Here is a 23,979-nt window from a genome sequence, read left to right as displayed (position 1 = left end):
CGCGCGGCAGTGACGACGACCACGCCCCAGACAGGCTGCTGACGACAGGCAGGGCCGCGCATCCCCTGCGCAGTTGCGTGAAGCACCCCGGCAGGTGTCTGCTGCCGGCCCCATGTCACGCAACACGCAGTGGAAGGTGGCCGGCTTCGGTGTGTCGGCCCTGGTGCTCGTCACCGCGCTGTTCTTCGCCAGCGGAACGCAGGAGGTACCCGGGTCGCTGCTCCCGGAGGCGAGCGACCCGGACGCCTTCGCCCAGCAGGCACTGGAGGCCCTCCGCGCCGCGGACCCCACGGGCGAATTGAAGTACGACCCGGAGCGCTTCCTCATCCAGCGCTACGCCCCGGACGGTGGTCTGGGGATGTCCCTCTTCCTCGCCAACTTCCACCGCGAGTACCAGGACGCCCCACCCGAGCGGCGCGTCGCGGTGCTCGCGCGACTGGGGCGGGCGGGCGTGCTCCCGGAGGCCCCGGCCACCTACGCGCAGGCACGTCCGTACCTGCGGCTCGTGATCCGCGCCCGCGACACCTTCGAGCAGTTCTCCCAGCAGACCGGCGAGTCGGCGCCGGTGTCCTGGCGTCCGGTGGGCGAGGTGCTGGCGGAGGCGCTCGTGCAGGACACCCCGGACGCCATGCGCTACGTGCCCGTGGAGGAGCTGACGCGCTGGGGCATCACGTACGAGCAGGCCCGCGCTGACGCGATGGCCAACCTGCGGCGGATGGACACCGTGCCGCTCCGGCAGCTGACCCTGGGCGCCTGCGCGCTCTTCACGAATGACAGCTACGCCGCCTCGCGGCTGCTGCTGGAGGACGTGGTGCGCGGCTGCGAGGTCAAGGGCGAGCCCGTGGTGGTGGTGCCCAACCGGGACACGCTGCTCATCACCGGCTCCGAGGACGCCACGGGCCTGCTCACGGTGGCGGAGGCGGCCCTGGAGGGCATCCGCGCACCGCGCCCCGTGGACGGGCACGCGCTGCGCCTCACGGCTGACGGATGGAAGCCCTTCCTTCCCGGAGCGGAGAGCCCGTCGCGGAGCATCCTGGAGCACCTCGCGTTCGCCAGCCGGATGCGCGGCTACCAGGAGCAGACGGAGCGGCTGCGGCAGCAGCATGAGCAGGAGCACAGCGAGGTCTTCGTCGCCGGGTTCATTCCGGAGAAGGACGCCCGGGGACGCTTCTTCAGCCAGACCGTCTGGTCCAATGACGGCGAGTCGCTGCTCCCGCGCGCGGACGTCATCCTCTTCGTGGACGCGGCGCTGGGCCCCGACGCGCCCCCGGTGGCCTCTGTGCGCTGGGACCTGGTGGTGCGCGACGCAGGAACGCTGCTGATGCCCGAGCTGGGGATGTACCCGGAGCGTTACCGCGTGACAGGCTTTCCGTCGAAGGAACAGCTCCAGCGCTGGAAGGCAGATTCAACAGCCATGGACGTACCCTGACCTGGAGGACCGCCCTTGGCCCCGATTCCCCTCTACAAGCCCCAGGACCTGGTGAAGAAGGCCGGGAAGCAGGCCCTCTTCCCGGCCTTCATGGGGGCGGCGGCACCGCCGTCCCAGCAGCGGTCGCTCGTCGGGTTGAAGCGCCTGATGCACGAGCGCAACCTGGATCCGCACGGACTGGAGGCCACGGTCTACGACACCCAGGGCTGTGTGCTCAGCGCGACGCTGCACGAGGCCGTCGACCTGTCGCAGAACGTCCACACCCTCACCGAGCCGGGCACCGGCGTCATCTTCAACGGGGACCATGACCTGATGGGCCTGCTGGTGGACGGGCCCGTGGTGGCGCAGTCTTTCGACCTCTACTACCTGCACTGGGGCTTCGACAGCACCCACTGCGTGCGGCTGGGCGCGCACGCGAACTACTTCGTCACCGCCGCCCTCCAGGGGTGCTCCATCTTCGTCACCGGCGATCCCGCGTCGCCGACGGTGTACCACCTGAACGCGAACTCGGCGGGAGCCAACGCGCCCAACGACGCGGCGAGGTACCAGGCGAAGGTGCAGGTGATGCAGGCCCGCTTCAACGCCGCCCGGAAGGTCATGGGCGGCAGCCAGGGCTCGTCGGCCTCCGCGTCGATGCTGGACTACATGCCCGGCATGCTGAGCGCCGCGGGCACCGCCCAGCTTGAATACGACCACGGCGTGAGCGGCACCTCCTGGCACCACGTAGGCACGCATGCGTTCCGGTCGTTCTGGAAGGTGGACCAGGACGAGCTGATGCAGTTCGGGACCGTGTTCGGGGTGCGGGAGTCAGGGCGCTGGTCCTTCTACTTCCAGAAGCGCAGCCGCCACGAGTACCGCTACAAGACCTGGATGTCCGGCAACGCCCAGCATGCGCAATGGAGCGCGGAGTGCCGCCGGTTCTGGCCCGCCTGAGCCGCATCTGCTCAAGTGCCGTCCGCTCACTTCGCTGGGAGGGAACGGATGGACGGCACGTACAAGTCGTTGCGCATCGAGAAGGCCGAGGGCATCGCCGAGCTGGTGCTCACCGGCCCGGGCAAGGGCAACGCCATGGGCCCGGACTTCTGGCGGGAGATGCCCGAGGCGCTGCGCGCGCTGGACGCCAACGACGCCGTGCGCGTGGTGCTGGTGCGCGGCGAGGGCAGCCACTTCACCTACGGCCTGGACCTGATGGGGATGATGGAGTCCCTGGGGCCGCTGCTCACCGGCGAGAGCAACCTGGCGCTGGAGCGCAGCCAGCTGCTGAAGCTGATTGGGGACATGCAGCAGGCAACGGAAGGGGTGGCGCGGTGCAGGAAGCCCGTCATCGCCGCGGTGCATGGCTGGTGCATTGGCGGGGGCATGGACCTCATCGCCGCGTGTGACTTCCGGTACTGCTCGCAGGAGGCGAAGTTCTCCCTGCGCGAGGTGAAGGTCGGCATCGTCGCGGACCTGGGCGCGCTCCAGCGGCTGCCGCGCATCATCGGCGAGGGGAACACGCGCGAGCTGGCCTACACCGGCGGCGACGTGGACGCGGCGCGAGCGCTGCGCATGGGCCTGGTCAACGAGGTCTTCCCCTCCCCCGAGGCCCTGCTCACGGAGGCGCGGGCGACGGCGCGGCGGATCGCTGACAACCCGCCGCTCGTCATCCAGGGCGCCAAGCAGGTGATGGAGTACTGCGCGGACAAGTCCATCGCGGACGGGCTGCGCTACGTGGCGGTCTGGAACTCCGCGTTCCTCCAGTCCCATGACCTGACGGAGGCGTTCGCCGCCTTCGCTGAACGCCGTCCGCCGAAGTTCCAGGGCCGCTGACAGGAGCGAGGGCCGTGCCGTTACGGCCGGCCGAAGTCCTGCGCCCAGTAGCTGAACGTGCTGCCCTGCACGGTGGCGTGACCGATGCCCACGTGGATGTGCGCCGGGTTCATGATGTTGTTGCAGTCATGGGCATTGGCCATCCACGCCTCCACCACCGCCTCCGGGGTGCTGTAGCCCGCGGCGACGTTCTCCTCCGCGTACGACAGCGGCGTGTAGCCATAGGCCGTGATCCGCCGCAGGGGGGTCGCGCCGTTCAGGCTGTTGTAGCCAAGGAAGCTGTTCGCGGCCATGTCCCTGGCGTGAGCGAGCGCGGTGCAGCCCAGCTGTGAGTTCAAGGTGAGCGGGGGCACCGGCAACTTCGCCACCCCACCACAGACGGCACCCGTGGCGCGCCGCTGGTTGATGAGCGAAAGCACGGCAGGCTCCATTCCCGACGTGAAGCAGCTGATGGTCGAGCGGCTATCGATCGTTCGCAGGTCATCCGTCGGGAGGACGGGGGTTTCGCTCGTGGGCGTGGTCGTCTGTTCCGCCTCACAGCCACCCATCAGGGCAGCGCCGAGGACCAGCAGGGACAGCGAACGGGAGGAGGACTTCATGGCAGGAACCTCTCTTGAAGTTAAATCCGGCTGTTCGGATAATCCCTCTTTCGGGGCTTCAAGTGAAGACCGGCACCTGCTTCCATGCCGAAGCAGGCGCGCGGTCCGGCAACTACTTCTCCTGCGTGATCTTGTTGTCCATGCCGGTGCGGCTGATCTTCGGCTTCGACTTGCCGTGGCCGCGCTTCCAGGTGACGGAGTTGGAGCTCCCCGTCACGTCGATGGCACGCGTGGCCTCCACCTTCACCTTGTTGCCGGTGCCGTTTACGGTGACGCTCTTGCACTCGCCGGTCAGCGTCACGGTGTTGGACGAGCCCGTGATCTCCACCGTGCTGTCCGGCGTACACGCGTGGGCCGCAGTCTCGCCAGAGCCGGTGATGTCGATATTGCCTGAACCCTCCGAGTCGTCCTGCGCGACGGCCGTCACCGGGCCGAAGGCACATGCCACCATCATGAACACTGCCGTGCCGAGCTTCCTGTTCATCCGTTGTGTCCCCTGTGGAGAGGTGCGGGCCTGATGCCGCACGGTTCCCCTCTACGTGACGGGCGACAGGAGATTCAATCGGAGAAGCCGCCTACCGCTCGCAGCGCAGCGCGACCGCGTGCGGGTTGTCGAGGTAGTCCTGCCAGAACTCCTGGCCGTACCGGGCGGTGCCCTCGGCTGAGCACTCCGGCCGCATCCACGTGAGCTGGTGGAAGCCAGCTTCGCGCAGCGCTGTCTCGTACGTGTCCCGGCTCCAGTGGGAGAAGTGGATGGTGAAGGGCGTCTTCGTGTGCAGCTCCGCGGAGATGGCCTGCCCTTCCCGGGGTGACTCCGGAAAGTCCAACATCGTGATGCCGTAGCGGGTGCTGTTGGGCCCCTTCGCGCTGAACCCGGGGTTGAACGTGTAGGTGACGAAGCGGCCCCCGGGCTTCAGGTGGGCATGGATGTTCCGGCACATGCGCAGCAGGTGTTCGGGCGAATGCGCGTAGTGCAAAAGATAGATGGCCGTCACGCAATCAAAGACACCCAGCGGGGCCATGTCCGCCACGTCCGACACGTGGTACTCGATGCCCCGTGGCTGCGACGCCTCCTGCTCCCGGGCGACGCGGATCATCTCCTCGGAGATGTCCAAACCGACCACACGGCCGGCACCTCTTTCCTGGAGCTGCCGCGTGTACAGGCCGTCTCCGCACGCGAGATCCAGGACGGACTGTCCCTTCACCGAGCCGAGCGCTTTGAAGTAGGTGTGGCCTTCGATGTACTCGGAGCGGACCGGCAGGACATCCCAGTCCGCGACCTTCACGCCAATCTGATCGTATTGCGCTGACATTTCGCACGACCTTTCCAGGCATCAACCTTCTGACGAGGAGTCTACCCATGCGTCCGCATTCCCTTCACATCCTGAGCCTGGGGGCTGGCATCACCTTGCTCTTCGTGACCTTGCCCGCGACGGCCAGCGCCGCGTCAACGGGCAGCTGTTACGACCTCGACCTGCAAGCCGACCAAGCGCCGCCCTTCGAGGCCTCATCCTTCCAGTACTTCCAACAGATGGAACTCACGCCGCAGCAGACGCTGCGCGCCACCCCGCCCCAGGCGCTCACGTCCGCGGAACACCTCGTGCTCCCCGTGTCCCAGCGGGTGACCGCCACGTCCGTCCATGACGCCTCCAGCACGGGCCCCTGGCTTGGCTACTTCTACGAGCATGAGCTCAAGGCGCGGGGCTACCTCGACGTGAATGGCAACCTGCTGGACCTGAATGGAAATGGCATCACGGACCTGCACGAGGACCTCTACAACCTGGCCCCGCCCACGGGCTCCCAGGCGCGTCCCTACGTGGGAACGACCCGGCGCTGCAGCCGGACCTTCGCCTCGGGAGGCTTCACCTACAGCCAGCCCGAGCTGGCGCTCAACGAATCCTGCACCTCCGCCTTCACGTCCGGGGTGCTCTTGATGGACGCACGCCCTGGCGACTACCCCGAGGTGCGGATTGACGTGGTGGGGAGCAACACGCCCGCGGTCCCTCGCACGGGCTACTCGGACAAGGGGCTCTTCGAGCGCATCCCCAACCTGCTGGAGCCCGCCCACGCCGCCAACAACCACCGCGGGCTGGGCCACCCGGTCTTCTTCCCTGCTGGCGGGAGCCAGACGGTGGACCTGGGGACGATCAACGCGGGATGGGAGATGGTCTTCTTCCTGGTCGTCGCGAACGACTCCGTCCACAACCCCTACGAGGGCCGGGTGTATCCGTGCCTGCGCAAGGCAGCCGACGGCCAGTGCACCCTGCACCTGAAGACCTCCACGTCCGTGTTCTTCTCCAAGGCGAAGTGGAACCTGGACCAGGACCCCGTGGGCCAGATGCCGGTCGCGACCCGCAACATCGGGTGCGCGTCCTCCGAGGACTGCAGCCCCGAGGCACCCCACCCGTTTGACGGGGCGTGCACCGTCGCCTCCACGGGCCAGGACCTGTGCGGATGGCTGGACGCGGAGGCCCTGGCCCGCCTCGGGACGGCGCCCTACGGAAGCACCTCGCTCCCCATGGAGGCCACCACCGTTGCTGTCTCGGGCAACGGCAAGATGCCGCACGCCGTCCTGGGGGCACCTGGCGGCACGCCGCAGGACTGGATCCTGGCCTTCGAGGACCTCAACGGAGGCGGTGACCGGGACTTCAACGACGCCGTCTTCCAGTTCCGGGGCGACGCGAGCAGCGCGGTGAGGTCGCGCGTCCTGTTTCCTTCCCCCTACTTCCCGGATCCGGCGTGCGCCATCTCCCAGATGCGCTTCCGCAAGGAAGACGCGCCAGGCACCGGTTGCGGTTCCAGCGCCGCCATCTCCTACGCGGTGGCCACGGACTGCCGCGTGTGCACCTCGTACGAATGCAGCATCAACATCACCCCCTCCTGGCATCCGGTGACCTTCGCCGTGGGAGCACAGGAGGCCTTCATCGACGTGTCCAGCACGCCGGGCAGCCAGCCCTGTTGGATGGCCAGCATCTCCGGGACCCACGCGGCCTGTCTGCCCACCATCACCAACGTGGATGTGGGGTACGTCTTCGCCCCCGTGTCCCCCTGATTCCGTCCTGAATGGCAGGGCGGCGCCAGCGACGCCGCCCTGTCGTCGTCCGTGAGCAGGACTACAGCCGGACCTGGAGCTCGTAGCGGCGGTTCTGCGCCTTCTTCGCCTCGGTGTTGTCCGGCTTCACCAGCGGGCGCTCGGAGCCGTAGCCCACGGCGATGATCTCTCCGCGGGGAATGCCTCGCGCGACGAGCTCCTTGACGATGGCCTCCGCGCGCTGCTCGCTGAGCGTCTTGTTCTTCGCGGCGTCACCCGTGGAGTCGGTGTGGCCGGAGACCTCGAACTTGTAGCTCTTGACGCCTGCGGCGACGAGCTGCTTCTTGGCGTCGACGAGCGCGTTGGTGAGCTTCTTGAGCTTCGCGTCGCAGCCGGGGGTCAGCTCGGCGGTGCCCGTCTTGAAGCTGCACTGGTTCTTGCGGCCCTCCTCCGTCAGCTTCGTGTTGACGCGCTTCTCGACGGTGGACTTGCTGGCGTCGCCCGCGGCCTTCTTGAGCGAATCCATGGAGAGTTGCGCGGTGGCCACACCCGGGACGGCCAGCAGCGATACGGCGATGCAGAGCGCCTTGAGCTTCATGTCTGGGACTCCTTGGGCTCCAGGGGGAAGGGAGCCGGAGCCAGAAGCTGCCGGGGGTGGCTCGCCGCGTCCAGCGACAAGGCGTGGGCGGTGAGGCGGCCCGCCCCCTACTCGCCCCGCTTCTTCTTCCCCCGCGCGACTTCTGTGGCCAGGGCGTCCAGCTTCGGCGTCCAGAACGCCCGGAAGCGGTTCAGCCAGGCGTCCACCTCCGCCAGGGGCGCGGCGTCCACGGCGTAGAGGCGACGGGCGCCATCCACGCGCACCGTCGCGAAGCCGTTGTCGCGGAGGACCTTCAGGTGCTGCGAGACGGCGGACTGCGTGATGCCGAACTCGCGCTGCACCACGGCCACGACCTCACCGGAGGCATGCTCGCCTTCCGCGAGCAGCTCCAGGATGCGGCGGCGGACCGGATCGCCGAGGACGTCGAAGGCGTGCATCAGCCTCCTGTATAGAACGCGGCCGTGCGCTCGGCCATCCCTCGGGCCACGTCCGGCGCCTCGCCGCCCGCCACGTGGGCGTCAGCCCAGGCCTGGGCGCTGGAGCGCATGAAGGTCTTCGCCTCGTCGGAGGTGCCCCAGGACGCGGCGGCTTCCGCGGCCACGTCCCTGCCCGTCAGGAGGTATTCACCCAGCCCCAGGAAGCTCAGGTCCCAGCCCACGCCCGTGGCGCCGGGGCCGAACTGGCTCCAGAACTGTTCGACGTCCGCGGCGTGCACGATGTGCTCGAGCGTCAGCCGCGTGCCCTCTCCTTCCGGCGCCAGGCGGATGGTCACCCAGCTCATGCCGCCGTTCATCTCCCAGGTGAGGTCGAACGCCGTGGGCTGCTCACACCGCGTGATGGTCCCTCCCGCGTTCCCCTTGATCTGATAGCGGCCGCCCTTGCGCAGCTGCCCTTCCACGGGCGCGAACCAGCGCGGGATGCGCTCGGCGTTGGTGACCGCGTCCCACAGGTCCTCGATGCCGGTGGGATAGACGCGCTGCGCGACGACCACATGGGCCGGCTTGCCTTCGTACTCGCGCTCGACGCATGCGCGGAACTGGGCGCCAATGATCTGGTGAAGCATGTGCGGACCTCCTGCGTTCACAGGGGGAATTACAGTCCGCACTCATATTAGTCAATTCTTATATTCCCACTCACTCCTCGCCCGCGAAGGCCCCGAGCAGTCTCTCGACGATGGCCCGGCCGGCCTCGTCCGTCGTCTTGACGGTCGTCCACAGGAGCAGGTCGCCATTGACCGTTCCGGCGCCCCGCTGACCTTCGGGCACCTGCTTCGCCAAGCGGGCCTCCGCGGCGTTCGCATCGTGGTAGCCGTCGAACAGGTAGACAGACGCCCGGACCGAGGTCGAGGTCCAGGCCTGGCCGAAGCCCGCGTGGGCGCCGAGGTCCCGGACGGAGGGAGCCGGATCGGCTGGGAGGACTTCATCGCTGCCCGTGCCCAGGCGCAACAGCACCTCGCCACGTTGGAGAGAGGGATGGTCTGGGTTCATGGAACTCCGCGGGCCTCCGGCGCATGCGCACAGCAGCAGTGAGAGGAGCAGCGCCGGACGGGCAGGCGACGGGAAGGGATTTCGCATGGGGGCATGCGATAGCACCAGCCCCCGTCAGTCAGCCATCCAGAGCGCGGAGGACACCTTGTCGTTGAAGTCCCAGGCCTTGCTGTTCAGGTTGGCCTCGTGGAGCGTGCCGTCGCCGACGAGGTCCCTGTAGCCGCCCCGGAAGTTCGAGTCGTTGTAGAGCCGCACCCGGTAGCCCGGGGGGAGGCACCAGCGGACCGAGGAGGCCTTGTCGTTGAACCCGTCGACGTCGTTGAAGTTCGCCCAGTTCTTCAGGCCCTTGTCCTCGTGGTCGAAGATGAAGCCCCGGTCGCTGAAGTCGGAGTCGTCGTAGAAGTCGACATAGGCGCGCCAGACATCCGTACGGCAGAAGGTGTCCGCCCAGACGCTGCGGAACTCCACCATCTTCACCGTCGAAGCCGGGCCGTCATCCGCGTGCTCGGTGGCGTAGAGGATGAGGCCGCGGTCGGGCCCCACGAAGAGGCCCGCGGCGGCGTCCAGGTTGCACTGCCGCGAACCGTCGTTGCTGCAGTACATGTGCTTGGAGGCGACGTGCTCCAGGCGCATGTGGCCATCCAGGTGCACCCGGTACAGGTGCGCGTAGTCGTCGCTCACCGCGCCCCAGCGCAGGCCCCCCAGCCGCGTGCCCACCAGGTAGAGCTGTGAGTCATTGCAGTCCGTCACGAAGTTGAGGTTCTGGAAGGCGCCCCACTGCCCGTCCGGAAGCTCTGACTTCTGCCACAGGTCCACGCGCTGCCATTGATTGGTCGCGGCCCGGAGGTTGGTCTCCGTGGAGCGGAAGACCTCCAGCGTGTTCGCGTCCACCTGCCCCAGCAGGAGCAGGAAGTGCCCGTCCGACAGCTTCGTGAGCGACGCCGTGCCCGCCGTCCCCGTGAGCCCGTGGACATAGGCGAACGGGCTCGGCGTCAGGGATTCATTGTAGTCATAGAGCGCGATGCGCCCCAGGCCGGGCCCCTCCTCCATGGGCAGCGCCACGATGTTGCCCGCCGCCTGCATGCCGCCGCCGTGGCGGTAGCCGTCGAGCACCGGCAGCGCCGCCACCACCGTGTCCCCGCCTGGCGGGGGCGTGTTCTCGGGCTCCTTGATGGAGGGGGACAGCCGGTTGGAGCGGAAGCGCCGCCCCTCCCCGTTGCGGGTGGCCATCTGCACCAGGTGTCCCACGTTGCCCCCGGGCGCGTCGTCCCGCTTGGACGCGACGAGGAGCGTGCCCGAGCGCGTCGACAGGCGCTGGATGCCTTCCCAGTGATTGCTGCTCGGGTAGGCCACGTTGAGGTTGAACCCTCCGGAATGGAAGCCCAGCACCTCGCCGTGGTCGCGCAGTTCCTGGAAGCGCAGCGGCACGTCCGGGCTGCACAGGTTGCAGTCCGGGCTTCCCCAGACGCAGGAGGTGAACCCTCCCTGCCCCAGGGCCAGCGGAGCCGCCACGGTTGCAAGGGATTGAGGGGGGATCGCCTCGGGCCCGGAGGCCTCCGGCTCGCAAGCGGTGAGCGTCAACAACCCCGCCAGCGACAAGGCCGCGGCGGACCCACAACGACGAAGGATGCGATGCATGGCTCTTCCTGGATGGGTGACCCGGCCGTCAAAAGGAATACGCACCGGGCCACCCGAATGGGTCGCCCCCATGCGTCGGGATCAAGGGCCCTGCGGTTCCTGCGGGCAGGTCGGGCCCGTGCAGACAGGACCGCAGTCCAAGCACCAGCCCCTCTCGTGGGAGTCGCAGAAATGGTCGCCACACGTCAGGCTTCCACAGTCCGGCAGGCAATTGGCCACCGTCTCGTTTCCGAGGCAGACGCCATCGCCGCACCAGGTGGCGGGGCCGCAGTCCTGCGGGCACCCACTGGACGTCTCACCGTTGTTGCACCAGCCGTCGCCGCAATAGGGCGCGGGGGTGCAGTCCTCGGCGCACGTGCTGATGGACTCGCCGTTGGCGCTGTCACAGACGCCGTCACCGCAGATATAGGCACACGGCAGACAGTTCCACGGGCCCACGCCTCCACACGGACAGTCGCCGAGCGCGGCCTCATCCTGCGCCAGCGTCACGGACTCTTCAGCCACGTTGCCGCATGCGGCAAGCAATCCCAACGACAACGACGCGAACACCATCCACAGACGTGCTTTCACGGAAGGCTCCCGGTTGGAGGGACTCCCAGTGATATCACACCCGGTATAACGCGACAGAGCGCCCTACCCCGCAGGCCCGCGAGGACATGCCTCGCGGGCCTCGAATCATCCTTCGAGGGACTGCATCAGTCCCAGCGGCTGGTCAGCTTCAGCTTCCACTCGCGCAGCTTGCCGTTGCCCACGCCCGACGGGTTGACGATGTGCAGCTTCCACAGGCCGTTGATGGTGCCGTCGCGCGGGATGCCCCGCGTCACCGGGATGCGCTTGGGCGGCGTGCCCTCGTTGGGGCCGTCCCACAGGAGCGCCGTCTCACCGCCCGGATCCTCCAGCGTCAGCACCAGCTTGGACGGGTTGTTGTGCGCCAGGTCCAGCTCCACCGTGATGTCCTCCGGCACCGTTGCCAGGCCCACCACCGGCTGCGTCGCCGTCAGCGGCGTCGTGTTCCCCTGCAGCGTCAGGTCCGCGTACGACGTGAACTCGCCGGACATCCACGCCGGCCGGCACCAGCCCTCCGTCGCGCCCGAGTCCAGGCCGTGGCACGCCAGCCCGTCCTGACAGGGCACGAAGCGCGAACACGACGCGCCGTCCCCCGGGATGCTCAACGTCGTCACACAGCGGCCGTAGAGGCTGGAACCGTCATACGGCTTGCCCTCGCAGTGGAGATTCGTCCCGCAGGTCCCCACGCCCGTGCACGGGTCGCCTTCCTCACCCTGCTGCGTGGCCGTCTTGAGGTTCTGGAGCGCCAGCGTGGTCACGCCCGGCAGCCGGCCCAGCGTCAGGATGTCGTAGAAGGGCCGCGCCGCCACCATCGCGTTCGCCGCCGCCGCGGGCACGTTGTACGTCGACTGCAGCGCCGTCAGCGACTGCGTGTTCACCACCGCCAGCACCCGGCGCGCCTCCGCGACGTTGAAGGACACGCCCTGGAACGTGCCCACCCAGCCGTCCACCGGCAGCTCCACCCGGCCCGTGCCCCGGGCGTAGGCCTCCAGCGCGCTCAGCGCCGCGGGCCCCACGTACATCAGGTCATCCACCTGCTCGATGGAGACGAAGCGCTTGTCGTCCGCCGTGTGCGAGATGCCGTCCGGCCCGAAGCGGTAGTTGATGATGCTCTGCGCCGCCTGGGAGTTCAGCGGCACCTGCGTGTCCAGCACGTTGAAGTTCAGGGCGTACTCGTTGAGGAACAGCACGACGCCGATGCCCGCGGGCGTGCCCGTGGCCAGCTCCTGCGCCTGCACGGCCAGCGCGTCGGGCGGCGTGTCCGACACCGCGGCAGCGCCGCAGCTCAGGAGGAGGGGAACCGAGGAAAACGACAGAAAACGACGGAGTCTGGAGGTCATGGCCTCCATGTACTCCATGACGGGCCGCGTGTCGGTGACCGTTCAGGTCCTGTCTTGATACAGCGCGATGACACCGTGGACCTGGCCGGTGACCTGCTGGAGGCGGTCCGCCGCCGCGTGGGTGGCCTCCACCCGGACCACCGAGGCCTGCATCAGCGCCGTCAGGTCCGACACGGCGGTGAAGATTTGGGACACGCCCGCGGACTGCTGGCTCACCGACGCTGAAATCTGGCGGACGGCGTCCGCGTTGCCCTTCACCAGTCCGGACAGCATCCCCAGCCGTTCACCGGACGCGCGGATGGTCTCGATGCCCCGGCCCATCCGCTCGCCGCCCTGGCGGGTGAGGTCCACCACCCCCTGGATGCGGGAGCGCGTGTCGTCCAGCACCGCGCGCACCTGCTGCGTGGCCGTCACGGACTGGGACGCAAGGCCGCGAATCTCACGCGCCACCACCGCGAAGCCCCGGCCCACGTCCCCTGCCCTCGCCGCCTCGATGGCCGCGTTGATGGCGAGCACGTTGGACTGGTCCGCCAGGTCCTGCACCGTCCGGGTGATGCCGGCGATCCGCTCCGTGTACGCCGCCAGCCCCTGGATGCGCTCGGCGATGTCCGCCGCCTGCGCGCGCAGGTCCGCCAGCCCCTCCACGCTCCGGCCGATGGCCTCCTCCACCGCCGCGCCCACGTCCCCGGCCTGCTGCGTGGCCCCCAGGACCCGGGCGGCCTGCTCCGAGGCCACCAGCGACGTCTGGCGGATCTCCTCCGCCGTCACCCGCGCCTCCTCCAGGGACCGGGCCTGCCGGGAGAACTCCTGGCGCTGCTCGCCCGTGGACTCCGTCAGCGTCTTCACGGAGTCGCGCAGCGCGCTCGCGGAGCCCATCAGCGGCCGGACGACCCGCTCCTCCACCGCGCTCCGGGACAGCTCCAGCTGCGCCTCGCGCCGCGCCGCCGCCCACAGGTCGCGCTGGCCCTGCACGCAGGAGGCGACGAGGAAGACGTCCTCGAAGGCCACCCACGCCGTGTGCTCCATCCACCGCCAGGACTCGTGGGCGTGCATGCCGAAGATGGACTCCGGCCAGAGCATTCCGCGCAGGAAGTGGTCCGCCGCCACCACGCCGCTGAAGGTGAGCAGCACCTTCCAGTCCCGGTAGATGGAGAGCAGCGCCAGCGAGCCGAAGATGTGGAAGTGCGTCTCGATGCGTCCGCCCATCAGGTGGATGAGCAGCCCGGACATCAGCGCCTGCCCCACCGCGATGACGTGCCGCGTGGACTCGCGCCCCGGCCGCGTGAGGGCGAGCACCACCGGCAGCCCGCCCAGAAGGAACCCCAACCCCACCGCGGCCAGCACGTGGAAGTGGACCGTGCTCTGCAATCCCTCCCAGGCCCGGGGGGACAGGTAGAGCGCCGCCGCGATGCCCGCCAACCACTGCAACCCCATCAGGACCACGAAGGTCCGGTCCGTCCGCCGGCCCAATGACAGACACTGCGCGTCGAACAGCTGGCGCGAGCGCGCGGACACCGCCTCTTCGGACAGCTGGATTCGCATCACGGGAGCTCGCGGGGGGACGAAGGGGGCGTCTGGAGGGCGCAGCCGAAGACCGGCGCGGTGAAGGAGCGAGAGGCCTGCGCGCGAAGGAGGCCGCGGATGGCGTCTGCTCCCGTGCTGTCTCCTTCGTGGCCCCGCGCGGGGGTGATGCCTCCGCTGAAGCGCTCCACTCCGTCCGGCGAGAAGAGGACCACCTGCCCCGAGGTGCGCGCGCCCAGCTCGCGCGCCACCGCCCCGTCCACGTCCGCCACCACCTCCACCCCGGGCAGGGCCCCGGCGCGCGTCCACAGCTCCGAGCGCTCGAAGCCCGGCGGCGCCTGGCGCGGCGCCCAGACGAACACCCGCGTGGCGAGCCGCTCGCCCTCGCGGTCCAGCAGCTTCGCCAGCTCCGCGAGCGTCGCGCGCGAACACGGGCACTGGGGATGGAGGAAGACGAGCAGCGTCCACGCGCCCGGCGCCCGGACGAACCGCTCCGGCAACCGGGAAGGAGGCGTGGCCGCGAGCCCCTGGGTGCTCGCATGCGACCACAGCTGCCCGAGCCCCAGCACGCTCGCCACGCACCATCCGCCGATGCACCACGGCAGCGCCCGGCGCCGGAGCGCACTGTGTTTCAGACCCTCTTCAGGGGATGCCCGGGCCGGGGCATCCACGGGGCCATGCGAACCAACCGGGGCAGCCATGCACGGCCATGCTGAAGACTTCCCGTGTCATTGGCAACGCATATTCAGACAGCAAGTCTATACAATCCTTGACCCTGTAAAACAGGCGTTTTCAGAGGGCAGCGCCTACTGCGAGAGAGACATGCCCCGGGATGAACAAACCCTGTTCACTGCCCGTGAATTCTTGTTATCACCGTTCCCAGAGGCGGATTTCAGTGCCCGCGCGGCGCACGAGCAGCGGGCTCCCGGCGCCGTCCACGGGCTCGATGCGGCCCGGAAGTGTCGCGGACCGGACGCACTTCCAGCCTCGCCCGGCGAGCGTGGCGTGCACCTGGGCACCGAAGCCTCCGCCGTAGGACGTGAGCAGGTGGGACGCGCGCAGGCGGTCCAGGAGGTCGCGGGTGGCGTCCTCGGACAGGTAGTAGAGCACCTCCGCGAGCAGCACCAGGTCCGCCTCCAGCGCCACGTCCTCCGCGCTGGCCTCCACGATGCGCACGCGGGCATGGCCTCCCAGCCGCTCGCGCAGGCGCGTGACGAAGCGGGGCTCGGACTCCACGGCCTGGACGTTCGCGCCGGGGAAGAGTGCGAGCAGGTGCTCGGTCATCATTCCCTCGCAGGCGCCCACGTCCACCACGCGCCGGGGCGGGACGGCGGGGCGCAGCGCCCCCAGCACCTTCGCGGTGAGGGCGAAGCGCTCGGCCTCGTAGGTGGAGCGGGCGAAGCCCCAGGGGTCCGCGAGCTCCGAGAAGACCTCCGGCTTCGTGAGCGACAGGGCGCGCACCACGTCCCCGGCCCGCGCTTCCGTGAAGGCTTCGATGCCGGGCCCGTCACGCACGGGGTCCGTGCAGGCGCCCAAGCCCGCTCCATCCGGACGCTCCCGGTAGAGCGTGTTGAGCAGGCCCAGCTTGCGCTCGAAGGCCGCGTCGTCCAGCACCGTGCACGCGGTGGGCCTGGCGCCCGTGGCGGGCACCCACAGCCGGTCGAAGACGCGGCTGACCAGGAGCGCCACCTCGCGGTGCAGCGGTGCGTCCTCCTGCGGGCTGTGCGTGAAGACGCGGACGTCGCCCCGGGAGCGCTGCTCGCGGCACCACGGCCCCACCTCCGAGGGTGACAGCAGCAGGTGCGTGCTCTTCGCGCCCAGGGCCCGGCCCACGGCCTCCAGCTCCCGGCCCGCGCTTCCGGCCTCCGTCACCACCGCGAGGTCCGCCCCTGGCGCCACCGTGCTGAACAGGCGGACCACGTCCTCCGGATGGGCCACGACGATGAGCGCCGGGGCGGGGTTGTTCTCAGCCATGGGGTGCACTCCGCGTTGAAAGGGATTTCGTCAGGGGCTCAGCCATGGGCCGCCCTCCAGTCGGATACGGACTCCGCTTCCTGTTTCGGGAAGCGGATGAGCGGCAGCAGTTGCTCGCGGATGAGCGGCTCCCAGCGCAGCCGCTCCGACAGCGCCCAGCCCGTCGCCAGGAGGAGGCGTCCTTCGTGCGCGTCGCGCGGGAGGCGGCGCACCACTTCTTGCGCCACGCGCTCCGCGGTGCGCACCTCCTGCTCCCGCAGCACGCCAGGAGGCAGCGCCTTCCAGGCCTCCACCGTGTGCGCCAGGCCCGCGGCCCTGGCGTCCGCCACGGGGTCCGACACCACGAGGTTGGGATGCGCGGATTCCGACAGGCCCTGCCGCTCGCACACCGCGCGCAGGGCCCGCCGGGCGCCGCTCACGCCGGAGATGACGCAGATGGCGCCGCAGCCCAGGGCCTCCAGCTGCGCCAGGCCGTAGGACTCATACAGGGACTGCCCCAGGGACACGTCCGTGGCGCGGTGCAGGTCGTCCCGCGTGAAGTCCAGTCCCGCGGGCCACGTGGGCTGGTTCACCAGCGCGATGTGCAGGCCCGTGTCCTTCGCGTTGAACGCGTCCACCCGTGCCTTCAGGGCGCTCAGGTTGCCGGACGGCTCCGCCTCGTTCCACTCCGTCACCATCACCAGCAGCGCGGGCTTGCGCTCCGGCGGGAGCAGCGTGACCAGGTGCTCGCACACGTCCACGTCGCGCCAGAGCCCCTTGCAGACCTCGTCCCGCGCGATGTGCGTGAGCAGCAGGCGGAAGTCCTTTCCCCACTGCCTGCGCGCGTGAGCCAGCACCTTCGCCCGCGCGGCCTCCTTCGCGTCCCAGCCCGTCTCGATGGGCCGGTGCCCGTGCGGCACCACCGTCACCGGGTGCAGCGCATAGCGCCTGTCCAGGAACCGCAGCTCGTCCGCCACGGAGGCGCTCACCGCGCCCACGCGGTCGCACAGGTGGCCGTTGCGCAGGATTTGAAAGTTGGGCCAGGTGCCGACGGGGTACACCTGGTCCAGCGTCCTGCCCTGCTCCAGCCCCAGGCGCTGGATGTTGTAGAAGCGCGCGTCGGACGCGCCCTGCCCCCCCTCGCCGTACTCCACGAGCACCCGGGGCGTGCGCACCTCGCCCGCGTAGTACACGGTGCGGCACCAGCCGCGTCCGTCGAGCAGCGCCTTGTACGCGAGCGGCAGCGACAGGTGCTCCTGCGCCAGGATGACCGTCTGCGCGCAGTCCTTCGGGCGCAGCCGCTCCAGCGCGTCGAAGACGGGCTCCGCGAGGACGATGGCCAGCATCGCGTCATGGTCCAGCGCGGGCGCGTCCATGAAGCCGTGCCGCACCGCCTTGCGGAAGAGGCCGTTGACCCAGGGCGCCGCGCCCAGCCGCGTGCCGAAGCGATTGCGCCACACGCGCGACAGCCCCCGCCAGGCCGCCGGACGCCGGCCCCGGCAGTCGAACGGGAGGTCCACCCCGAGCAGCGTGTGCAGCCGCGCGAGGAACCCGGGCAACGTGCCCAGCCGCACCCGGTAGCCCCGGAGCACGTCCGTGAGGTCCACGAGCAGCACCTCCACCGGGCCGCCCGGAGCGTCGCGCCGCCCGTAGACGAACGACACGTCGTGCTTCTCCTCCACCGGCCGGAAGACGCGCGTCCACCGCTCCGGGTTGTCCTGGCGCAGGCCGCTGTAGAACACCTCGCCGTGGGCCTCCAGGTCGCGCGCCAGCGACTCCTCCGGCGCGTAGCTCCCCAGGCCGCACGGCCGCACCGTGGGGCTCACCAGCAGCGTGCGCGGGAAGGCCTGCCGGTACTCCGGCGCGGACAGCAGGTGCTCCAGCACCACGCCCATGCCGCCCAGCGTGCGCGTGGCTTCATAGGAGAGGTGCACCAGCATGTCCCCCTCTTGCGTCCCAATCCATCGGGGTTCCCGCGCGCTCATGGGGCCACCGTCCACACGCGCTCGGCCAGCCCCCGGCCCGCGCCCAGCCGCCGCGCGTGCGCCTCCACCGCGGGCAGCGTCTGGGGCTCCAGCTGGCTGGCGTAGAAGGACAACCCTCGCAGCTTCGCGGACCACAGCGTCGTCATGTCCAGGCACCGGGGTGACAGCCCGAGCGCCCACGCGTAGTCGACGATTTCGTCCTCCGGGTGGTGCGCGGAGTACGGCAGGTCCTCGTAGTAGACGACGCCCCGCTCGCCGCGCAGGGCCCGCACCGCGTCGCGCACCAGCAGGTGGTCCACGTGGCTGGAGATGCCCAGCGGCACGTAGAGGAGGGCCTCCTCGGACACGCTCGCCAGCACCTCGCCCAGCGCCAGCCGCACGCGCGCGGCCAGCGCCTCCCGGGCCGCCTCCGGCTCCGCGGGGCCTCCGGGCGGCGCGCGCAGGCTGGTGTCGCGGAAGCCCAGGTGCACCAGGTCCGCGCCGTGCGCCCGGGCGAACCGCCGGTCCTCGCCCATCCGCAGCGACGTCACCGCCATTGCCCGTGACGGGTCCACCGGCAGCACGAACTCCCAGCAGCTCTGGGAGAAGACCGTGACGAGCGTGGGCACGATGCCCCGGGGCACGCCGAGCAGGCTCGCGTACGCCCCCAGCGCCACGTCATCCGGATGCGGGGAGAAGAAGACGTGCTCCGGCCCCTCTTCTCCGCGTCCGCGCGCGCGCTCAGCCACGGGCGCCTCCCGCGAGCGGCGGCGCGGGCCAGCTGTCCAGTGGCAGGTCGTGCAGGTCGCCCTCGGGCGTCACGAACCCGAGGATGACCACGCGCTCGCCATCGTTGTGCACCGTGTGCCGGAACGCCCGCACCGGCGCGTCCAGCTCCCGCGTCAGCCCTTCGGAGAAGCGGCCGGAGGTGATGAGCCAGTGCCCCGCGTCGTTGGGCATGAGGCGCGGCGTGTTCCCGTCCAGCCACACCAGCCCCGGCCGTGACTCCCCCAGGTTGAAGGTGAAGAAGCTCTTGTCCGAGTGCGGCTCCGACGCGTGCGCCACCACCTCCCGCCTGCGCCGCGCCGTGCTGGGCGCGTGGTACTTCACGAACCGCACCGCCCCTTCCGTGCGGCGGCGGAACAGCCGCGTGAGCCCCCCGGGACGCAGGCCGTAGCCCAGCTCCATCGCCTCCAGCAGCGCGATGCCCACGGCGTGGCAGGCGTCGTACGCGTCCTCGGAGGCCTCCAGGAGCTCCCGCACCGGCTCCGGCACGAGCCGGCGCCGGAAGCCCGTCCACGTGGCGGGCTTGGCCATGAACGCCTCGATGGGTTGCCTCACCACCGGCGACTCCGGATACCAGGTGGCGTTGTAGCCCGTCTGGAACACCGTGGCCGCGGGCAGGAGCGCGTGCAGGTACGGATGCGCCAGGAGCGCGTGCTGGAAGGTCGCTTCGTAGCGCTCGAACAGTCCCGCCAGGGCGTGGCGCTCCAGGAAGGCCGTGGGACGCTCCAGGTAGACGAAGCCGCGTTCGGACAGGTGCGTAATCAGCCTCCGCGCGAAGGACTCCCGCTGGCGCGGCGTCCCGGACACGAAGTCCTCCAGCCTGAGCGGCCGGATGTCCGTGAAGCGCTGGGGCTGTCTGCGCACGAGGCCGTCTCGCGCGGAGGTGAAGGGTCTGGGAGGCAGGGACGGGGCCGGTGTCCGGGGCGCTGTGGCGGGCATGGGATGTCGGATCGTCATGGGTGGGATTCAGGCTGGAACGTGTCGCAGGTTACGGGTGGCGTCTGACATGCGTGGATCCACCCGGACCCGGACCCGGGTCCAATGCCTCTCAAATCCAGTCACCTCCCAGGTCGCCCGGCACACACGCGCCGTCGCTCGGGCAAGGAGTGGATGGGAGACACGGACGGAGGCCATCCGTCCACCTGGGAACACCCCTTTTCCACTCTGGAGAACGACCCGGGCAGGTGGGTCTGGAAAGCACCTCCGGGAGCGCTGCTCTCTCCTGTTTGTAAGGGTGGGAACAGCGATTGCGACGTGGGGGCCGGTGCCTTGACGGAGGCCCCCGCGCTCGCGCTCCAATCCCTGTCATGCCTCCGCATACGAGACGTCTGCTCATCGCCGCCCTGATGACGGGGACCTGCGCCTGTGCGCGCCACCCTGTCTCGCGCGACGGCGATGCCCTGGCACTGCTGCGGGTGGAGGCCATCCGGCCCCCGATGCCCGCGCCGGTCCGCGCCGCGGCGCGAGTGGAGCGCGCGACGACGACGGGCCTGCGCCTGGACGTGATGCCGGACCGCGCCCGCATCTTCGTGGATGGCCGCGCGATGGGGCTCGCGCGGCACCTGGGGACGCTGCTTCCACTGGCGCCCGGTGTCCACCAGGTGAGCGTCCGGCTGGAGGGCCACGCCACGTGGCGGGCCGAGGTGTTGGTGGGCGACCGGCCCGAGCCCATCCAGGTGACGTTGACCGCTTCGCCATGACGCGAAGCGGTCCGTGACGCGAAGCGCACCGCCATTGCCGTTGGGGGAAGGAGCCGGCGTGAAGCTGCCAGGGAGGAAGGGCCGGCTGTTCCGGTTGCCGTTCGCGGACGCGCCGGAGTCTCGCGCGCGGCTGTGGAAGAGCATGACGGAGCACGGCCTGTTCGTTCCCGAGGACACGCCGCAGCCCATCGGGACGGAGTTCCCGCTGCGGGTGGCCTTCCAGGGGGACGGCCCTGCGGTCTCCGGCCGCGTGCGGGTGATGGAGCACGGCGTGTCCGGCTGGGTGCGCGGCTACTTCGTCAAGTTCGTCGCGCTGGACGCGGACAGCCTTCCGCTGCCCCTGAGCCCTCGCGAGCCGCCCTCGCCCGCGCCGGTGGGGACGCCGCCCGCGAGCGCACCCGGCGGCGGTTCCATGGGGAGCGAGGACACGTGGCGCGAGGAGCCGACGCCCGTGGGCATCCGGCCCCGCTCCACCGTCAGCGGCGTATCCGCGCTGAATGACTATTCGCACCTGGAGCTGCTGCACGCGCGCGACCCGGAGGCGTGGCAGGGCGGGCTGCGGCCGTTCGACGCGTTCGGGCCGTACCAGCTGCTCCAGCGGCTGGGGGCGGGCGGCATGGCGGAGGTGCTGCTCGCCCGGCGCACGATGGCGGAGGGCGTGGACAAGCTGGTGGCGCTCAAGCTGGTGTTCCAGGAGTACGCCCGGCACCCGCGCCTGTCGGAGCTGTTCCTCACGGAGGCGCGGCTGAGCGCCACGTTGCAGCACCCCAACGTCATCCAGGTGTTCGACGTGGGCAGCGCCGCGGGCCGGCCCTTCATGGCCATGGAGTACGTGCACGGCCGCAACGGCGCGGACCTGGTGCAGGCGCTGCGGCAGCGCGGCCGTCCGCCGCCGGTGGCGCTCGCGGTGACGCTCGCCATCGAGCTGGGAAAGGCGCTGGAGTACCTGCACGGACAGCGCGACCTGGACGGACGTCCGCTGCACCTGGTGCACCGCGATGTGAGCCCGGGCAACCTGCTGGTCGGCCTGCACGGAGAGGTGAAGCTGGTGGACATGGGGGTGGCGTCCGCCAGCATCGCCAGCGGGAACGATCTGCTGGTGGTGGGCAAGCGCGCGTACATGGCGCCCGAGCAGGCCGCCGGAGGCCGCCCGGAGCCCGCCTGGGACGTCCACGGTATGGGGCTGGTGCTCTACGAACTGCTCACACTGCATCGGGCGTCGGAGGCCGCCAGCGGCGTGGAGGGCCCCCCCGGGCTGTTGAAGCCGTCCCACTTCCATTCCCAGGTGACGCCGGAGCTGGAGCGGCTGGTGCAGTGGGCCACCGCGCCGGAACCGTCCGCCCGGGCACCGAGCGCGAAGGTGCTGCGGCAGGCACTGGAGCGCGTGCGGAGCACCCTGCCCCCGTTCGACCTGGTGCAGACGATGCACGAGCTGTTCGGCGAATCGCTGGACCGGGCCCGGCGTGAGACGGAAGCGCTGATGGGGGCCGCGCGGAGCAAGGACCGGCCGCATGCGTTCCCGACGTATCGCCGGTGGCTCGGCGCCGTGGAGCAGCGCATTCCGGTGGCCGTGAAGCTGGTGGTCGCACGGCACGGCAGGGCGCTGCGGTGGGGCGCGCTGACGCTCACCGTCCTCTGCGCCACGGGCGCGGCGTTGATGTGGCCGCTGCATGCGCGGGAGGTGGCGCTGGCCGGGCACCTGTCACGCGCGGACCGGCTCATCGCGGTGGCGAAGCTGACGGGCGCGGGCGAAGACACGGCGCTGGCGCAGTTGAAGGCCGCGCGGACGCTGCGACCCGAGGACCCTCGCGTGCGCATGCGGTTGGCGGCGTTGGCGGATGCCTTCGAGCGGCTGGCGGCGGAGGCCACGCAGCGCGGAGACGTGACGGAGGCGATGGCGCACCTGCGCGCCGCGCTGGAGGCGGCACCTGAGCGGAGCGCGCCTCGCCTCCGGCTCCGGCTCCTGGAAGATGAGCTTCGCAAGGCACCCTCGGGTTGGAGGGTGCGATGAGGAGGGCCCTTCCGCGTTGGAGCTCCTGGAGGTGGCTCGTGCTCCTGATGGCCGCGGGTTGTGCACGGACCTCGGAGGAAGAGGGTGCGCCGGAGAGCGTGTCGCGGGAGCTGTCCGCCATCGTGGCCACCTGCGCCGTCGCGCGCGGGCCTGTCGAGACGATGCGCACGGCGAATGCGTACTGGGAGCCGTTCGAAGCGGGCGCCACCTTCCGCTCGGGTGACTGGGTGCGCACCGGGCCGGACGCCTCCACGCGCATCGAGCTTCGGGGCGGCGGCCGCATTGAACTGGAGGAGCGCACCGTGGTGCTGGTCGAGCGACCCGCACCTCCGGCAGGAGGCGGTTCGGTGGTGGCGCTGGAGTCGGGAACCGCCCGGGGCCTGCTGCCCGAGGACGCCCTGCCGGACGGCCCGCTCGTGCTTCGCGGTGACAATGGACGGCAGGTGGCGCTCACGGTGGAAGCACACGCGGGCCCCACGGAGTTCCGCGTCACCCGCACCGCGCGCGGCATGCACCTCAGCGTTTCCCGCGGACGGTTGTTGCTGTCCGAAGGCGCTCACCGCCGCACGCTTGAAGCCGGCAACTGGCTGGACGTCGCGCGCGGCCTGGAGGACGCCGAACACGATGGCTCACCCTTTCCCACCAGCCTCTCACCGGGCGTGGACGCGCGCATCGCGTGGAGCCCGGAGCTGCGCATCCCGTTGAGCTGGAGCCCCCTGGATGGAGCGCGGAGCTACCAGGTGCAGGTGGCGCGCGACCTGGGCTTCACCCGGCGCATCGTGGACACGCAAGTGGAGAGCCTGGGCTTCATGTTCTTCCCGCCGGAGCCCGGCACGTTCGTCTGGCGCGTGTCCGCGCTGGATGAGGCAGGAAGGCCAGGAGAGTCCGGCTTCGCCCGCCGCATCTTCGTGGAGCGCCAGCGGCCCCGGGGGCTGCTCGTCACCCCCCGGGATGGCTACGAGGCCCCGGGCGACCTGCCCACCGAGGATCTCGTCTTCGCGTGGCAGTCCATTGGCGGAGAGCCACGCTACCGGCTGGTGGTCGCGCGCGACCGCGACCTGCGACACCCGGTGCTCGTACGCGAGGGCAGCCCGCAGCAAGTGGTGCTGCCTGGCCTGGCCCCCGGCGAGTACTACTGGGGCGTATACGTGGCGGACGACCCGCCCGTCCCGTTGTTCCAGAGAGCCCGAAGGCTGGTGGTGCCCGGCACGTCCGGCCCCCGCGCACGAGACCCGGCCCTTCCCGTGGAGCGCTAAGCAGGTCGCCAGAAGTTCGCCAGCCCATGCCGCAACCGGGGTTCTCAGAGAGGACACGCGCCTTTGCGAAGCGCCGCCGAGGGCCACGACGGTGCGCGTGCGTGGACGGCAGGCGGCTCCATGGACGGACAGAGGTCCCTGCCGGGACCGACGTCGCCCAACTGGTCCGACTGTCGGACCAGTTCGCAACGCCTGGCGCCCGGGAGCGCGCTGGCCCACCAGGAGGCAAGGGGGGTGGGCCAGCGCGTCCATGTCAGACCCATCTGGTTGGATGGGCGAAGCATCGGGCG

23 protein-coding genes are annotated in these 23,979 nt (G+C 70.3%); 7 read left to right on the top strand and 16 right to left on the bottom strand.

Going from position 1 to position 23,979, the window contains the following annotated elements:
- Window positions 1–112: 112 nt before the first annotated feature.
- The 3 genes from D7W81_RS18765 to D7W81_RS18755 are packed head-to-tail and all read left to right on the top strand — an operon-like array spanning window position 113 to window position 3,238.
- The gene (locus D7W81_RS18765; RefSeq protein ID WP_120556766.1) at window positions 113–1,429 is read left to right on the top strand and encodes a DUF1444 domain-containing protein; all 1,317 of its coding nucleotides are present in this window, start codon (window positions 113–115) and stop codon (window positions 1,427–1,429) included.
- Between the two features lie 15 nt (window positions 1,430–1,444).
- Complete coding sequence (locus D7W81_RS18760) at window positions 1,445–2,362, top strand: hypothetical protein (protein ID WP_120556765.1); 918 nt, start codon at window positions 1,445–1,447, stop codon at window positions 2,360–2,362.
- A gap of 48 nt (window positions 2,363–2,410) precedes the next feature.
- Window positions 2,411–3,238: a crotonase/enoyl-CoA hydratase family protein gene (locus tag D7W81_RS18755; protein WP_120556764.1), complete on the top strand. Its 828-nt coding sequence runs from the start codon at window positions 2,411–2,413 to the stop codon at window positions 3,236–3,238.
- 20 nt (window positions 3,239–3,258) lie between these two features.
- Here the strand turns inward: D7W81_RS18755 and D7W81_RS18750 are convergent, their stop codons facing one another.
- The 3 genes from D7W81_RS18750 to D7W81_RS18740 form a co-directional block, all read right to left on the bottom strand.
- On the bottom strand, window positions 3,259–3,837 hold the full coding sequence (locus D7W81_RS18750; RefSeq protein WP_120556763.1) for a CAP domain-containing protein: 579 nt from the start codon (window positions 3,835–3,837) through the stop codon (window positions 3,259–3,261).
- A 112-nt stretch (window positions 3,838–3,949) separates the two neighbouring features.
- The gene (locus D7W81_RS18745) at window positions 3,950–4,321 is read right to left on the bottom strand and encodes a DUF3060 domain-containing protein (RefSeq protein WP_120556762.1); all 372 of its coding nucleotides are present in this window, start codon (window positions 4,319–4,321) and stop codon (window positions 3,950–3,952) included.
- 91 nt (window positions 4,322–4,412) lie between these two features.
- Complete coding sequence (locus tag D7W81_RS18740; protein ID WP_120556761.1) at window positions 4,413–5,150, bottom strand: class I SAM-dependent methyltransferase; 738 nt, start codon at window positions 5,148–5,150, stop codon at window positions 4,413–4,415.
- A 47-nt stretch (window positions 5,151–5,197) separates the two neighbouring features.
- Between D7W81_RS18740 and D7W81_RS18735 the strand changes: the two genes are divergently transcribed.
- The gene (locus D7W81_RS18735) at window positions 5,198–6,889 is read left to right on the top strand and encodes a DUF4114 domain-containing protein (protein WP_120556760.1); all 1,692 of its coding nucleotides are present in this window, start codon (window positions 5,198–5,200) and stop codon (window positions 6,887–6,889) included.
- A gap of 61 nt (window positions 6,890–6,950) precedes the next feature.
- Here the strand turns inward: D7W81_RS18735 and D7W81_RS18730 are convergent, their stop codons facing one another.
- The 13 genes from D7W81_RS18730 to D7W81_RS18670 form a co-directional block, all read right to left on the bottom strand.
- Window positions 6,951–7,466: an OmpA family protein gene (locus D7W81_RS18730; protein WP_120556759.1), complete on the bottom strand. Its 516-nt coding sequence runs from the start codon at window positions 7,464–7,466 to the stop codon at window positions 6,951–6,953.
- A gap of 107 nt (window positions 7,467–7,573) precedes the next feature.
- Complete coding sequence (locus D7W81_RS18725; protein ID WP_120556758.1) at window positions 7,574–7,903, bottom strand: ArsR/SmtB family transcription factor; 330 nt, start codon at window positions 7,901–7,903, stop codon at window positions 7,574–7,576.
- On the bottom strand, window positions 7,903–8,529 hold the full coding sequence (locus D7W81_RS18720) for an SRPBCC family protein (protein ID WP_120556757.1): 627 nt from the start codon (window positions 8,527–8,529) through the stop codon (window positions 7,903–7,905). The genes D7W81_RS18725 and D7W81_RS18720 overlap by 1 nt, the downstream gene beginning before the upstream one ends.
- A gap of 70 nt (window positions 8,530–8,599) precedes the next feature.
- A complete protein-coding gene (locus D7W81_RS18715) occupies window positions 8,600–8,953 on the bottom strand; it encodes a hypothetical protein (protein WP_147445529.1) in 354 nt (117 codons plus the stop codon).
- 114 nt (window positions 8,954–9,067) lie between these two features.
- On the bottom strand, window positions 9,068–10,591 hold the full coding sequence (locus D7W81_RS42390) for a hypothetical protein (protein ID WP_158621624.1): 1,524 nt from the start codon (window positions 10,589–10,591) through the stop codon (window positions 9,068–9,070).
- 81 nt (window positions 10,592–10,672) lie between these two features.
- Window positions 10,673–11,161: a tenascin-X gene (locus tag D7W81_RS18705; RefSeq protein WP_120556755.1), complete on the bottom strand. Its 489-nt coding sequence runs from the start codon at window positions 11,159–11,161 to the stop codon at window positions 10,673–10,675.
- A 125-nt stretch (window positions 11,162–11,286) separates the two neighbouring features.
- A complete protein-coding gene (locus tag D7W81_RS18700) occupies window positions 11,287–12,498 on the bottom strand; it encodes a proprotein convertase P-domain-containing protein (protein WP_120556773.1) in 1,212 nt (403 codons plus the stop codon).
- A gap of 42 nt (window positions 12,499–12,540) precedes the next feature.
- On the bottom strand, window positions 12,541–14,040 hold the full coding sequence (locus D7W81_RS18695; protein ID WP_120556754.1) for a methyl-accepting chemotaxis protein: 1,500 nt from the start codon (window positions 14,038–14,040) through the stop codon (window positions 12,541–12,543).
- Window positions 14,040–14,597 carry a thioredoxin domain-containing protein gene (locus D7W81_RS18690; RefSeq protein ID WP_120556753.1) on the bottom strand — a complete coding sequence of 186 codons (558 nt, stop codon included), beginning with the start codon at window positions 14,595–14,597 and terminating at the stop codon, window positions 14,040–14,042. Before D7W81_RS18690 ends, D7W81_RS18695 begins: the two co-directional genes overlap by 1 nt.
- Window positions 14,598–14,889: 292 nt before the next feature.
- The gene (locus tag D7W81_RS18685; protein WP_120556752.1) at window positions 14,890–15,993 is read right to left on the bottom strand and encodes a class I SAM-dependent methyltransferase; all 1,104 of its coding nucleotides are present in this window, start codon (window positions 15,991–15,993) and stop codon (window positions 14,890–14,892) included.
- A gap of 38 nt (window positions 15,994–16,031) precedes the next feature.
- A complete protein-coding gene (locus D7W81_RS18680; RefSeq protein ID WP_120556751.1) occupies window positions 16,032–17,912 on the bottom strand; it encodes a glycosyltransferase in 1,881 nt (626 codons plus the stop codon).
- Window positions 17,913–17,953: 41 nt separating this feature from the next.
- The gene (locus tag D7W81_RS18675) at window positions 17,954–18,685 is read right to left on the bottom strand and encodes a PIG-L deacetylase family protein (RefSeq protein WP_120556750.1); all 732 of its coding nucleotides are present in this window, start codon (window positions 18,683–18,685) and stop codon (window positions 17,954–17,956) included.
- On the bottom strand, window positions 18,678–19,586 hold the full coding sequence (locus tag D7W81_RS18670; RefSeq protein WP_120556749.1) for an isopenicillin N synthase family oxygenase: 909 nt from the start codon (window positions 19,584–19,586) through the stop codon (window positions 18,678–18,680). The genes D7W81_RS18675 and D7W81_RS18670 overlap by 8 nt, the downstream gene beginning before the upstream one ends.
- A 443-nt stretch (window positions 19,587–20,029) precedes the next feature.
- Here D7W81_RS18670 and D7W81_RS18665 point away from each other — a divergent pair, with 443 nt between their 5' ends.
- Genes D7W81_RS18665 through D7W81_RS18655 form a run of 3 tightly spaced genes read left to right on the top strand, consistent with a single transcriptional unit; the run spans window position 20,030 to window position 23,689 of the window.
- Window positions 20,030–20,422, top strand: coding sequence for a PEGA domain-containing protein (locus D7W81_RS18665; RefSeq protein ID WP_120556748.1), 393 nt, complete (start codon window positions 20,030–20,032; stop codon window positions 20,420–20,422).
- Between the two features lie 58 nt (window positions 20,423–20,480).
- Window positions 20,481–22,433, top strand: coding sequence for a serine/threonine-protein kinase (locus D7W81_RS18660; RefSeq protein WP_120556747.1), 1,953 nt, complete (start codon window positions 20,481–20,483; stop codon window positions 22,431–22,433).
- Between the two features lie 38 nt (window positions 22,434–22,471).
- Entirely contained in the window at window positions 22,472–23,689 is a 1,218-nt protein-coding gene (locus D7W81_RS18655; RefSeq protein ID WP_120556746.1) for a FecR family protein, read from the top strand.
- Window positions 23,690–23,979 lie beyond the last annotated feature (290 nt).

Origin of the sequence: Corallococcus aberystwythensis (assembly GCF_003612165.1) — a bacterium.
In the GTDB taxonomy this organism is placed as follows: Bacteria; Myxococcota; Myxococcia; order Myxococcales; family Myxococcaceae; genus Corallococcus; species Corallococcus aberystwythensis.
This window is presented reverse-complemented; position numbering and strand designations above follow the sequence as displayed.

What these genes read in the sequence shown, in the direction of transcription:
- D7W81_RS18735 (WP_120556760.1), top strand. Translation starts at nt 5,198, where the DNA reads ATGCGTCCGCATTCCCTTCACATCCTGAGCCTGGGGGCTGGCATCACC.
- D7W81_RS18730 (WP_120556759.1), bottom strand. Translation starts at nt 7,466, where the DNA reads ATGAAGCTCAAGGCGCTCTGCATCGCCGTATCGCTGCTGGCCGTCCCG.
- D7W81_RS18720 (WP_120556757.1), bottom strand. Translation starts at nt 8,529, where the DNA reads ATGCTTCACCAGATCATTGGCGCCCAGTTCCGCGCATGCGTCGAGCGC.
- D7W81_RS18765 (WP_120556766.1), top strand. Translation starts at nt 113, where the DNA reads ATGTCACGCAACACGCAGTGGAAGGTGGCCGGCTTCGGTGTGTCGGCC.
- D7W81_RS18665 (WP_120556748.1), top strand. Translation starts at nt 20,030, where the DNA reads ATGCCTCCGCATACGAGACGTCTGCTCATCGCCGCCCTGATGACGGGG.
- D7W81_RS18755 (WP_120556764.1), top strand. Translation starts at nt 2,411, where the DNA reads ATGGACGGCACGTACAAGTCGTTGCGCATCGAGAAGGCCGAGGGCATC.
- D7W81_RS18695 (WP_120556754.1), bottom strand. Translation starts at nt 14,040, where the DNA reads ATGCGAATCCAGCTGTCCGAAGAGGCGGTGTCCGCGCGCTCGCGCCAG.
- D7W81_RS18685 (WP_120556752.1), bottom strand. Translation starts at nt 15,993, where the DNA reads ATGGCTGAGAACAACCCCGCCCCGGCGCTCATCGTCGTGGCCCATCCG.
- D7W81_RS18715 (WP_147445529.1), bottom strand. Translation starts at nt 8,953, where the DNA reads ATGAACCCAGACCATCCCTCTCTCCAACGTGGCGAGGTGCTGTTGCGC.
- D7W81_RS18750 (WP_120556763.1), bottom strand. Translation starts at nt 3,837, where the DNA reads ATGAAGTCCTCCTCCCGTTCGCTGTCCCTGCTGGTCCTCGGCGCTGCC.
- D7W81_RS18680 (WP_120556751.1), bottom strand. Translation starts at nt 17,912, where the DNA reads ATGCTGGTGCACCTCTCCTATGAAGCCACGCGCACGCTGGGCGGCATG.
- D7W81_RS18700 (WP_120556773.1), bottom strand. Translation starts at nt 12,498, where the DNA reads ATGACCTCCAGACTCCGTCGTTTTCTGTCGTTTTCCTCGGTTCCCCTC.
- D7W81_RS18745 (WP_120556762.1), bottom strand. Translation starts at nt 4,321, where the DNA reads ATGAACAGGAAGCTCGGCACGGCAGTGTTCATGATGGTGGCATGTGCC.
- D7W81_RS18725 (WP_120556758.1), bottom strand. Translation starts at nt 7,903, where the DNA reads ATGCACGCCTTCGACGTCCTCGGCGATCCGGTCCGCCGCCGCATCCTG.
- D7W81_RS42390 (WP_158621624.1), bottom strand. Translation starts at nt 10,591, where the DNA reads ATGCATCGCATCCTTCGTCGTTGTGGGTCCGCCGCGGCCTTGTCGCTG.
- D7W81_RS18740 (WP_120556761.1), bottom strand. Translation starts at nt 5,150, where the DNA reads ATGTCAGCGCAATACGATCAGATTGGCGTGAAGGTCGCGGACTGGGAT.